We start from the raw sequence: 11,245 nt of genomic DNA on the forward strand, positions 1-11,245 counted from the left end.
CGCGCGTCAGGCTTTGAGGAGGTCCACCAGGCGGGAGAGGCCGTCGGTTGCGTGGCCCTCGGCGATCGCCCGGTCCAGGAGGTCGCGCATCGGGGTGAAGAGTCCTGTGCGTACACCCTGGTCCGTGAAGGTGGTCAGCAGGTTCGGGAACGCCGCCTGGTTGACGGCCAGACTGGAGACGTCGGTCAGGTGGCGGCCGGTGTCGACCGCCTCGGCCGTGCCCGGCACCAGGCTCGCCGTCATGGCGTCCAGCCAGTCCGAGAGCAGCGGGGCGAACTCCCGGGCCTCGATGCCCTGCGAGCGGATCAGGGCGAAGGACTGCACCACGCCCGCCACCATGCCGTACATGCCCGTCAGCAGGGACAGGTCGTAGAGCGCCGCCAGACCCGGGTCCTCGCCCGTCCAGCGGGTGCCGCCCAGGGACGCGAGGGCCGGACGGTGGGTCTCGTACGCCTCCCGGTCGCCGCTGTAGAGGGTGTACGCGGCCGGAGTGCCGATCATCTGGGGTACGGCCATGATGCCGCCGTCGACGTAGCGGATGCCGTGCTCCTGTGCCCAGGCCGCGAACGTCCTCGCCTGGGCCGGTGTTCCGTTGGTGACGTTCACCAGGGTGCGGTCCGCCAGCTCGGTGGCGTGCGGCTGGAGGAGTGCGATGACGTCGTCGTACGTCGTCAGGCAGACGACGACGAGCGGGCTCGCTGTCACCGCCCGGGCGGGGGTGTCGGCCGGAGTCGCGCCCTGCGCGGTGAGGGGGCCCGTCTTCGAACGGGTGCGGTTCCAGACCGTGGTGGGGTGGCCGGCCTTCAGGAAGGCGCTCGCGAGCGCCGTGCCCATGAGGCCCAGGCCGAGGACGGTGACAGGGGTGTCTGACGAGTTGTGGGGTGCCATGACGACCATGCTGGCCGGGGGCTCAACTCGTCACAAGTACCCACTTTCCGCTCAGGTGCTTACCTCGTGGTGGGTGTGGCGGCCTGCCGGCGTCACCAGGTGAGGGCGTCGGCCCTCGTCGCCTGCCAGTACGAGACGCCGATCGTGTCGTCCACGTACACGCCCTTCTTGGGGAGGGACGGGGTGGCCGACGTCTCCGAGTCGGTGTTCAGGTAGATCGTCAGCGACTTGGCCGTGTAGCCGTTGGAGCCGCTGCCGTCCGCCGACGAGAGGCGTACGCCCGCGTAGCCGGACTCGCCCGGGGCCAGCGTGACCACCGCCTGCGGCTTGGACTCCTCGAACACCGGCGGCACCGACTGGGCCTCGCCGAAGCGGACGGCCGGGTAGTCGGGCAGGTGGCAGACCTTCGAGCCCGTGTTGGTGACGGCGAGGAGGAGGTGGTTGAGGGGGCGCGGAACCACGGTGGCCGTCGCACGGATGCTCGTGCAGGGCGTCAGCGCGGACGACGAGGACGAGGACGAAGAAGAGGAAGAGGAAGAGGATGAGGGTGCGGAGGAAGCGGGGAGGGAGGAGGAGTTCGAGTCCTTGGCGGCTGCCGTGTCCGCCTTTGCCTTGGGCGCCGGGGCCACGGACGAGGTGCCTGCGGACGAGCCCTCGTCGCGGACGCCCTCCGCGCTGTTGCACGCCGTCAGGGACAGCGCGGCGACCGTGAGTGCGGCGGCGGCGAGCAGACGAGGACGGGTGGTGCGTGCGGACATGTGAGTTCCCCCTGATGCGGTACGGGTGGTGGCACGGACCGCTCGACCGGGTGCCGGGAGCGGCGTGCTTGGATGGCCCAAGCTTGTGCGGCGGTCCGTCCCGGCCGCCACATCTGTCGCCGTTTCCGGGACGCTGGAATGACAAAAACGGCTCTGACCTGGGGGAATGACCTACCCCTGGAATGCGGATCCGGGACGTGGAGAGAGGGAGAACGGTGGCGGGGGACGAGTTCACGGAGCTGTTGGGGCAGCTGAAGGAGCGGTCCGGGCTCAGCTACGGAGTGCTCGCGAAGCGGCTCCACACGAGTGCGTCCACGCTTCACCGGTACGTCAACGGGGATGCCGTGCCGACGGACTACGCGCCCGTCGAGCGGTTCGCCCGGGTGTGCCGGGCGACGCCCGAGGAGCTGGTGGAGCTGCATCGGCGGTGGGTGCTCGCGGACGCGCGGCGCAAGCAGCGGCCGGTGGGGGGAGAGGCCGAGGTCGGGGTCGGGGGTGCGGTCGGTGGTGGGGCCGGTGCTTCCGTGCCGGGGGGCAGGTCGGGTGTGCGGCGGCGTACCGTCGTTCTCGCCGGTGCCGCCGTGGCTGCCGCCGTCGTGTCCGCCGCGCTCCTGGTGAATCTTGTGCCCGGGGGCGGTGACGGCGAGGGCCGCGAGCAGTCCGTGGAGTCCGCCGGGTCCGCCGGCGGCGGTCCGGGGCCCAGCAGGTCCGCCGACGGCAAGGGGCGGTCGGCCGCGCCGTCCGCCTCGCGGTCCGCGAGTCCCCCGGTGTCCGTCTCCCCGTCCGCGGCCAAAGGCGGCGGAGCCGGGGCGGGGCGGGACGCCGGGGTCGCGGACGGCGCCACCCCGCCCACGGTCGCCGTCAACCCGTACAAGTGGGAGGGCCCGTGCAGCCAGCACTATCTCGTCGACCGCGAGCCCGAGCGGGTGCCCCCGCCGCCCAGTGAGCCCGACGCGCGCGGGTGGGTCAACGCGCTCGGCGGGGTCGCCGCCGGGCAGCAGATGCTCGGGCTGACCGTGCAGGGGGCCGGGAAGGCCACGGTCGTCCTGGAGGAGCTGCACGTGCGGGTGGTGGACAAGAGCGCGCCGCTCGCCTGGAACGACTTCGTGATGGGCGTCGGCTGCGGCGGCCAGGTGGACACCACGTCGTTCGGGGTCGATCTGGACGAGGGGCGGCCCGCGGTCGCGCCCAGGGCCGGCCAGCGCGACTTTCCGTACAAGGTGAGTGAGACCGACCCCGAGGTCTTCTACGTCTTCGCGGACGCCCGGACGCACCACGTCAGTTGGTACCTGGAGCTGGAGTGGTCGAGCGGGAACAAGAAGGGCACCGTACGCGTCGACGACAACGGGAAGCCCTTCCGGACGAGCGGGAACGTGGGGCGGCCCGCCTACACCCAGCCGCTCGGTGACTCCGCCTGGGGGCGCGACGCGTATGAGCCGGATGTGCCCGGCTGAGCGTTCATCCCTTCCCGGGTGGGGGAGCGGTGAAACGTCGGTCGGAGAATTCGCTGTCCCCGGATGCCGGGGCGGGGCACCATCAAGTCGTCCCGGGAGTTAGGTTGTTGCCCATCGACGACGCGACTCTCCAGGGGGAGACCCAATGCCCGGTGACGCTCTCAGCCAGGACCCCGCCGAGCTGAGAAGGAGGATCGACACCACCAGGGCGCACCCGGCCCGTGTCTACGACGTCTTCCTCGGGGGCAAGGACAACTACCCGGTGGACCGGGCCGCGGCGGCCGCCGCGCTCGCCGCCAACCCGCGTGGTTACCTCGACGTCCGGCACAACCGCGACTTCCTGCGCCGCGCCGTGAACACGCTGACCGGCGAAGAGGGCATCCACCAGTACCTGGACATCGGCACCGGGCTGCCGACCCAGGAGAACGTGCACCAGATCGCCCAGCGCATCGCCCCCGACTCCCGTGTCGTGTACGTCGACAACGACCCGGTCGTCCTCGCCCATGCGCGCGCCCTGCTCACCAGCGGGCCCCAGGGCCGTACCGACTACATCGACGCCGACCTGGAGAACCCGGGGCAGATCCTCGAAGGGGCCGCCAAGACCCTGGACTTCGAGCAGCCGATCGCCCTCGCGCTGGTGGCGATCCTGCACTTCGTCGAGGACGAGCGGGCGTACCCGATCGTCCGCGAGCTGATCGAGGCACTGCCCTCGGGCAGCCGGCTCGTGCTCAGCCATCTCACCGAGGACCTCAACCCCGAGAACGTCCGCGCGGTCCAGCGGACGTACACCGAGCGCGGTTTCACCTTCGTGCTGCGTACGAAGGCGGAGGTCGAGCGGTTCCTCACCGAGAACGGGCTGGAGATCGACGAGCCCGGTGTGGTCCCCGCCCACCACTGGCGGCCCGACCACGCGGCGCCCGTGCCCGAGCTGCCCGAGGCGGGCTACCTCGACACCCTGGACGACATCGAGAAGGTCCGCTACCACGACATCAACGACGTGACGGACGCGGACATCAACGTGTACGCGGTCACCGGCCGCAAGCCCTGAGGCCCGCGCACCGGTCCGCCGTCGTGCGGGTCGGTCCCCTCCGATCAGTCCCACCAGAAGGTCCAGGAGCGGGCGCCGAGCACCTCGTGCTCGGCGTACGCCCGCAGGGAGGCGTGGCCGCTCTGGGTGACGGTGTCCGGGGAGAACGCGTAGTGCTCGGCGGCCGTCGCCGCCGCCTCGGCCGGCGTCCGGGGCGGTGCGGCGACGGAGACGGTCAGCTGGTCGAAGGTGAGCGCCACGACCCGGGCGCCGAAGCGGTCCTCCCAGGAGCGCAGGACCGCGCACAGCTCCGCCACGTCGTCCGTGAGGCCGGCCGGACCGCACCAGCCCACGGCGGCCGGTATGTCGGCGCTGCGGCGGGCCGGGACGAGCGCGAGGCGCGGGTCCTTGAGCGGACTCGCGTCGCCGACGAGGGTGTCCGTCACCTCGGCGGCCCGCGCGTCCGGGTCGGCCTCCGGCTCGCCCGTCGCGGCGGGGCCGGGCCAGTCGGCGTCCTCCGCCTCGGCCGCGTAGTCCTCCCAGAGCTCCGCGAGCACCTCCTCGGCGTCGTGGTCGCCCGGGTAGGACGCGCGGCCCGGGTCCAGCTCCCAGGTGTCCGGGTGGGAGTCGCCGGTGCCGCTGCCGCCGACCAGGACCGGGTGCAGACCGGCCGTGCGGCGCGCGGACGCCAGCCGCAGCCAGTCGCCCGGCGCGGCCGGAGCGTCGGCGCGCCACATCAGCGGCTCGTCCCAGGGGCCCTCGACCGTCGTGTCGAGCAGGGCGCCGGGCGGGAGGTCGAGACCGAGCGAGTGGCCGGCCGGGTCGGCCGCGAGCGTCGGCAGCTGGTTCGGAAGAGTCGCCATGCCGGTGACTCTAGGGGCCGCCACTGACAACGGCTCCGGGAGCCGGCGCCCGTACCGGGTGACGCACCGTCCGCCCGGGCGCCGGCCCCCCGTGGCGGTCCGTCAGTCGGTGCCGAACCAGGTCTGCGCGAGCGAGTCCAGCGTCGGCTGGGGCGGTCGGGGCAGCACGCGCAGATACGAGGGCAGGTTGCTGTAGACGTGCAGCAGTGTGTACGCCATGAGCGTGTGCGGGTCGAACGGAGGGCGGCCGTACGCCTCGTAGAACCGCTTCAGCAGCCGGGGCTGTCCGCACGAGAGGAACAGGCCGACGCTCACGAAGTCGTAGGCGGGGTCGCCGACCATCGCGGGCTCGAAGTCGAACAGGCCCGTCAGGCGCCAGCCGTCGGGGTCCACGGTCAGGTGCTGGCGCATGAACTCGGTGTGCAGCAGCACACGTCGCGCCGGGGCGGCCAGCGGCACCGAGCTCAGGAACCACGGGATCTGGTCGAGCCACTCCTTCGGCAGCCCGCACTCGCGCTGCTGCTCCACGGCGTTCGCGCGCTGCGAGTCGACGAACAGGCCCCAGTCCGACGGACCCATGACGCCCGCGAGCGGGGCGGTACCCAGCGCGTGCATCGCCGCGAGCGTCTCACCGGCCTCCGTGACGATACGGTCCTGCTCCGGCGCCGGGATGCGCGGCCAGGCGTCCGCGAGGCCCTCGCCGGGCAGCCGGGACATCAGGACGAACGACCAGCCGTTCTTGTACGCGCCGGCCGAGTACAACTGCGGTGTCGGCACCGGCAGTTTGCCGTACACATGGGTGAGCATCCGCTCCTCGCGCCTGGCGTCGAGCTTCTCGAAGGCGGGAAACAGCTTCAGTACGTGCGCGGCGCCGATGGCGTACACCGGCAGCGAGCCCTCGATGTAGCGGACCATCGGCTTCGGGACCAGACCGAGGCGTTCGCACAGGTCCGCGACGGCCGGCCGCAGCAGGGCCTCGTCCCGGACGACCTGGTCCAGCTCCTCGCCGGTCTCAACGAGTGGCAGCATGACTGGCGAACACCCTCCGGGCGGCCGGAAGGGCGGAGAGGGGCGGTGCGGTGTTCATTGCGCTCCCAGCGTGCGGTTCAACGAGGCTCGGGGATCCCGGTGTTGGGCGTTGGCGGCCCCGCAGCATCGCATACTGGGGGGTGCCTCCCGAGACCTCAACCTTTGGCCAGCGCCTGACGTGCGCACATGCGACAGCCCTTCACCCGAACGGGTGAAGGGCTGTCGCGCGGGTCAAGGGCCCCGGCCGGTGTGCTCAGAGGCGGTCGGGCGTCCTGATGCCGAGCAGGGCCATGCCCTGGTGGAGCGTGCGGGCCGTCAGGTCGACGAGGAACAGCCTGTTCTCGACGACCTCCTTCGGGTTCGCGTCGCTCAGCACCTGGCACTGGTCGTAGAACGTGGTCAGGTGCGACGCCAGCTGGTACAGGTACGAGGCCAGCTTGTGCGGCTCGTACCCCGCGGCCACGTCCAGGAGCAGCTCGCCGAACTGGTCCAGGTGCAGCCCCAGTGCCCGCTCCGCCGGGGCCAGCGCGAGCTCCGGGTGGGCCAGCGGACGCGCCTCCCCGGCCTTGCGGAGGATCGACTGGATACGGGCGTACGCGTACTGGAGGTACACGCTCGTGTCGCCGTTCAGCGACACCATCTGGTCCAGGTCGAACTTGTAGTCCCGGACGGCGGACGTGGACAGGTCCGCGTACTTCACGGCGCCCACCCCGACGAACCGGCCGTTCCCGACGATCTCCTCCTCGGTCAGGCCCACCTTCCCGGCCTTCTCGCGGACCACCGTCGTGGCACGGTCGATCGCCTCGTCCAGGAGGTCCACCAGCCGGACCGTCTCGCCCTCACGCGTCTTGAAGGGCTTGCCGTCCTTGCCGAGGACCGTACCGAAGGCCAGTTGCTGCGCCTTCGTCTCCTCGTTCAGCCAGCCCGCCCTGCGGGCCGTCTCGAAGACCATCTTGAAGTGCAGGGACTGGCGGGCGTCCACCACGTACAGGAGCGTGTCCGCCTTGAGGTCGAAGACGCGGTTCCTGATCGCGGACAGGTCGGTCGCCGCGTAGCCGTAGCCGCCGTCCGACTTCTTCACGATCAGCGGGACCGGGTTGCCGTCCGGCCCCTTGACGTCGTCGAAGAACACGCACAGCGCGCCCTCGGACCACTGCGCCACCCCGGCTTCTTCGAGCAGGCGGCACGTCTCGTCCAGCATGTCGTTGTAGCCCGACTCGCCGACGATGTCCGCGTCCCGGATCTCCATGTCCAGCTTCTCGAAGACCGAGAAGAAGTAGACCTTCGACTCGTCCACGAACCGCTGCCAGGTGGCGAGGGTGGCCGGGTCGCCGGCCTGCAGGTCGACCACCCTGCGGCGGGCCCGCGTCTTGAACTCCTCGTCGGAGTCGAAGTGCGTGCGGGCTGCCTTGTAGAGGCGGTTGAGGTTCGACATCGCCTCCTCGCCCGTCTCCGTGGTGCCGCCCTCGGTGTCCTCCGCGGCGCTCCTGCGGTCCAGTTCGTGCGGGTGCTCGTCCAGGTACTGGATGAGCATGCCGAACTGGGTGCCCCAGTCGCCGATGTGGTGCCGCCTGACGACGCTCTCGCCGACGAACTCCAGGATCTGCGTGACCGCGTCGCCGATCACCGCAGAGCGGAGGTGGCCGACGTGCATCTCCTTCGCCACGTTCGGCTGGGCGTAGTCGATGACCGTCGTGCCGGGGTGGTCGAGCAGCGGCACGCCGAGGCGCTCCGCCGGGTCAGTGGCGCGGGCCGCGAGGGTCTCGGTGATCGCCCGGTCCGTGACCGTGATGTTCAGGAAGCCGGGGCCGGAGACCTCGATGTCTTCGATCAGGTCGCCCTTGACGACCTGGTCCACGACCCGGGTCGCGAGGTCCCTGGGGTTGGCCTTCGCCTTCTTCGCCAGGGCGAGGATCCCGTTGGCCTGGAAGTCGGCCCGGTCGCTGCGTCGCAGCAGCGGGTCCGCGGCCGTGGGCTCCGGCAGGGCTGCCGTGAGCGCGGCCGTCAGGCGCTGGTGGACGTGGGCGGTGAGGGACGTGACCGAGGCCATTTCAGTGGGTGCCGTTCTCCTCGTGGATATGGGTTCGCCCAGTATCCCACGGGGGGTAAAGGGGTTTTCGCCCCCGCCGCCCCTACCCATTCCCGTCACTACTCGGGGGCCAGCCCCCGAACCCCCGGTCCTCAAACGCCGGACGGGCTGGAAGATCCAGCCCGTCCGGCGTTTGAGGAAGAGCGCGCACGCGACAGCGGGGGTCTGGGGGCGCAGCCCCCAGGGTCGGGACGGGAAGGGGCGGCGGGGGCGGGGAAAGGCGTTTTCGTGGATGAGGGCGTAGCTGGGAGAATGACGTGTCAGCCGTGCGAACCGTACCGCCGGCTCATGACACCTCCTGAGGAAAGAAGGACGTGCCGATCGTGGCTCAGAGCACCGAGACCACCGACTGGGTCTCCCGTTTCGCGGATGAGGTCATCGAGGAGTCGGAGCGCCGAGCCCCGGGCAAACCCGTTGTCGTCGCGTCCGGACTGTCCCCCTCCGGCCCCATCCACCTCGGCAACCTGCGCGAGGTCATGACCCCGCACCTGGTCGCCGACGAGATCAGGCGCCGCGGACACGAGGTCAGGCACCTGATCTCGTGGGACGACTACGACCGGTACCGGAAGGTGCCGAACGGCGTCCCGGGGACCGACGCGTCGTGGGGCGAGCACATCGGCAGGCCCCTGACCTCCGTACCCGCCCCGAACGGCTCCCCGTACCCGAACTGGGCCGAGCACTTCAAGGCCGCCATGGTCGGGGCGCTCGCGGAGATGGGCGTCGAGTTCGACGGGATCAGCCAGACCGAGCAGTACACCTCGGGCACCTATCGCGAGCAGATCCTGCACGCGATGCGGCACCGCGGTGACATCGACGCGATCCTCGACCAGTACCGGACCAGGAAGGTCCCCGCGAAGAACGCGAAGCAGCAGGGGCAGAAGCCCGTCGACGAGGCCGAGCTGGAGGCCGCCGAGGGGTCCGGCGCGGCCGCCGAGGACGACGGCACCGGTTCCGCCGGGTACTTCCCGTACAAGCCCTACTGCGGGGGCTGCGGCAAGGACTTCACCACCGTCACGGCCTACGACGACGACAGCACCGAGCTGACGTACACCTGCGGCGAGTGCGGCTTCTCGGAGACCGTCCGGCTCAGCGAGTTCAACCGCGGCAAGCTGGTCTGGAAGGTCGACTGGCCGATGCGCTGGGCGTACGAGGGCGTCGTCTTCGAGCCCAGTGGTGTCGACCACTCCTCGCCCGGGTCGAGTTTCCAGGTCGGCGGGCAGATCGTCGGGAGCATCTTCGGCGGCAGGCAGCCCATCGGGCCCATGTACGCCTTCGTGGGGATCTCCGGGATGGCGAAGATGTCGTCCTCCAGGGGCGGGGTCCCGACCCCGGGTGACGCTCTCAAGATCATGGAGCCGCAGCTGCTGCGCTGGCTCTACGCCCGCCGCCGGCCCAACCAGTCGTTCAAGATCGCCTTCGACCAGGAGATCCAGCGGCTCTACGACGAGTGGGACAAGCTGGCCGGCAAGGTGGCCGACGGCTCCGCCCTGCCCGCGGACGTCGCCGCCCACGCGCGCGCCGTAGGCACCGCCGCGGGTGAGCTCCCGAGGACGCCCCGCGTCATGGCCTACCGCACGCTCGCCTCCGTCGCCGACATCACCGCCGGCGCCGAGGACCAGACCCTGCGCATCCTCAGCGAGCTCGACCCCGCCGACCCGCTCACGTCGCTCGACGACGTCCGGCCGAGGCTCGACAAGGCGGAGGCGTGGATCAACACCCAGGTCCCCGCCGACCAGCGGACCGTCGTCCGGGAGGAGGCGGACACGAAGCTCATCGAGTCCCTCGACGACCAGGGCCGCGCCTCCCTGCGGCTGCTGCTCGACGGGCTCGACACGCACTGGTCGCTGGACGGGCTCACCCACCTCGTCTACGGGGTCCCGAAGGTCCAGGCCGGCTTCTCCGCCGACGCCGGCCCCAAGGAGCTCCCGGCCGAGATCAAGGTCGCCCAGCGCACGTTCTTCGCGCTGCTCTACCACCTGCTGGTGGGCCGTGACACCGGCCCGCGCCTGCCCACCCTGCTCCTCGCGGTGGGCCAGGAGCGGGTGCGGAAGCTGCTCGGCGAGTAGGAGCGGACGCGGCGGTTCCACGTAGCGGCGGTTCCACGTGAAGGGGGCGCCCGGAGGTTTCCGGGCGCCCCCTTCACGTGCGCGCGTGCACGTGACCGTTTCGCGGGCCGGCCTACGCGATGTGGTCCTCTTCCAGTTCCACGGTGTGCCGGTTGGTGAAGCGCGTGACCAGGCGCTTGGCCTCCGGCTCCGGCAGGGTCACCCGGAACTCCGCCTCGACGTTGTCACCGAACTCGCGCGGAGTCGGGTAACTGCCGTTTATGGACTGCTTGAAGACCTGGTAGAACGACTCCTCGTCCGGCTCCTGGACCGGCGTGCCACCGCCCTCGCCCAGCTGGCGGGTGCGGTTCGGGCCCGACGGGATCGGGAAGGTCCCGGTGTCCTCCGGGGACGGCTCCCGCTCCTCGTACTCCCGCAAGCCCTGCTCCTGGACGTTCTGCTCCTGCGGCGCCTGCTGCTCCTGGAGCACCCGCTGCCCGCGTCCCTGGTACGCCTGACGCTGCTCGGCCTCGTACTGGGCCTGCTGCGCCTCGTACTGCGCCCACATCTGGTCGTCGGGCACGTACGACGGGTCGTAGCCGCCCTCGTAGACGACCTCCTGGTGCGGGGGAGCGAACCAGGGGCTCGACTCCGGCTCCTCCTCCACGTACTCCGGCTGCTCCTGCCACTGCTGCTCCTGCGGCTCCTGCCGCTCGGCGGGGTGGCGGGCGTCGTCCTGCTCCTGCCGGTGCCGGTCGTCGCGCGGTGACCCGGGGCCCACCTGGGGCGGGACGGCGGCCGCGGGGGTCTCGACGCGCTCCAGCTCCGTCTGCGGCCGCGGCGCCGGGGGCAGCAGCGCGGGCTCGATGCCCGCCGCCGCCAGGCCGGACGGGGCCGTCTCCGCCAGCGGCACGCCGTAACGGGCCAGCCGCAGCGGCATCAGGGACTCCACCGGGGCCTTGCGGCGCCACGACCGGCCGAAGCGGGAGCGCAGCCGGGCCTGGTAGACGAGTCGTTCCTGCTCCAGCTTGATGACCTGCTCGTAGGAACGCAGCTCCCACAGCTTCATCCGGCGCCACAGCAGGAACGTGG

Annotated in this window: 9 protein-coding genes; 3 read left to right on the top strand and 6 right to left on the bottom strand. The window is 71.3% G+C overall.

The window, feature by feature from the left end; all coding sequences use genetic code 11:
* Positions 1-6: 6 nt before the first annotated feature.
* Positions 7-888 carry an NAD(P)-dependent oxidoreductase gene (locus tag ACFYXC_RS40390; protein WP_389557958.1) on the bottom strand — a complete coding sequence of 294 codons (882 nt, stop codon included), beginning with the start codon at positions 886-888 and terminating at the stop codon, positions 7-9.
* A 92-nt stretch (positions 889-980) separates the two neighbouring features.
* Positions 981-1,646 carry a DUF4232 domain-containing protein gene (locus tag ACFYXC_RS40395; RefSeq protein WP_389557960.1) on the bottom strand — a complete coding sequence of 222 codons (666 nt, stop codon included), beginning with the start codon at positions 1,644-1,646 and terminating at the stop codon, positions 981-983.
* A gap of 215 nt (positions 1,647-1,861) precedes the next feature.
* Between ACFYXC_RS40395 and ACFYXC_RS40400 the strand changes: the two genes are divergently transcribed.
* Positions 1,862-3,100 carry a helix-turn-helix domain-containing protein gene (locus ACFYXC_RS40400; RefSeq protein ID WP_389557971.1) on the top strand — a complete coding sequence of 413 codons (1,239 nt, stop codon included), beginning with the start codon at positions 1,862-1,864 and terminating at the stop codon, positions 3,098-3,100.
* Between the two features lie 145 nt (positions 3,101-3,245).
* The gene (locus ACFYXC_RS40405) at positions 3,246-4,148 is read left to right on the top strand and encodes an SAM-dependent methyltransferase (RefSeq protein ID WP_389557962.1); all 903 of its coding nucleotides are present in this window, start codon (positions 3,246-3,248) and stop codon (positions 4,146-4,148) included.
* A 44-nt stretch (positions 4,149-4,192) separates the two neighbouring features.
* Here the strand turns inward: ACFYXC_RS40405 and ACFYXC_RS40410 are convergent, their stop codons facing one another.
* The 3 genes from ACFYXC_RS40410 to argS all read right to left on the bottom strand — a co-directional run bounded on the left by ACFYXC_RS40410 (position 4,193) and on the right by argS (position 8,069).
* Positions 4,193-4,990 (bottom strand): DUF4253 domain-containing protein, encoded by a 798-nt coding sequence (locus tag ACFYXC_RS40410; protein ID WP_389557964.1) that lies wholly within the window; start codon positions 4,988-4,990, stop codon positions 4,193-4,195.
* Positions 4,991-5,092: 102 nt separating this feature from the next.
* On the bottom strand, positions 5,093-6,019 hold the full coding sequence (locus tag ACFYXC_RS40415) for a phosphotransferase family protein (RefSeq protein ID WP_389557965.1): 927 nt from the start codon (positions 6,017-6,019) through the stop codon (positions 5,093-5,095).
* Positions 6,020-6,272: 253 nt separating this feature from the next.
* Positions 6,273-8,069: an arginine--tRNA ligase gene (gene argS / locus ACFYXC_RS40420; RefSeq protein ID WP_389557966.1), complete on the bottom strand. Its 1,797-nt coding sequence runs from the start codon at positions 8,067-8,069 to the stop codon at positions 6,273-6,275.
* A 353-nt stretch (positions 8,070-8,422) separates the two neighbouring features.
* Here argS and lysS point away from each other — a divergent pair, with 353 nt between their 5' ends.
* Positions 8,423-10,174, top strand: a complete 1,752-nt coding sequence (lysS, locus tag ACFYXC_RS40425) for a lysine--tRNA ligase (protein ID WP_389557967.1) — start codon at positions 8,423-8,425, stop codon at positions 10,172-10,174.
* Between the two features lie 112 nt (positions 10,175-10,286).
* Here the strand turns inward: lysS and ACFYXC_RS40430 are convergent.
* On the bottom strand, positions 10,287-11,245 hold a 959-nt coding region (locus ACFYXC_RS40430; RefSeq protein ID WP_389557969.1), incomplete at its 5' end, for a hypothetical protein.

This window comes from Streptomyces sp. NPDC002701, assembly GCF_042889045.1.
Lineage (GTDB): Bacteria > Actinomycetota > Actinomycetes > Streptomycetales > Streptomycetaceae > Streptomyces.

Excerpts from the sequence above, each read along its gene's own strand:
- ACFYXC_RS40390 (WP_389557958.1), bottom strand. The coding sequence starts at position 888 with ATGGCACCCCACAACTCGTCAGACACCCCTGTCACCGTCCTCGGCCTG.
- ACFYXC_RS40395 (WP_389557960.1), bottom strand. The coding sequence starts at position 1,646 with ATGTCCGCACGCACCACCCGTCCTCGTCTGCTCGCCGCCGCCGCACTC.
- ACFYXC_RS40405 (WP_389557962.1), top strand. The coding sequence starts at position 3,246 with ATGCCCGGTGACGCTCTCAGCCAGGACCCCGCCGAGCTGAGAAGGAGG.
- ACFYXC_RS40410 (WP_389557964.1), bottom strand. The coding sequence starts at position 4,990 with ATGGCGACTCTTCCGAACCAGCTGCCGACGCTCGCGGCCGACCCGGCC.
- ACFYXC_RS40415 (WP_389557965.1), bottom strand. The coding sequence starts at position 6,019 with ATGCTGCCACTCGTTGAGACCGGCGAGGAGCTGGACCAGGTCGTCCGG.
- argS (WP_389557966.1), bottom strand. The coding sequence starts at position 8,069 with ATGGCCTCGGTCACGTCCCTCACCGCCCACGTCCACCAGCGCCTGACG.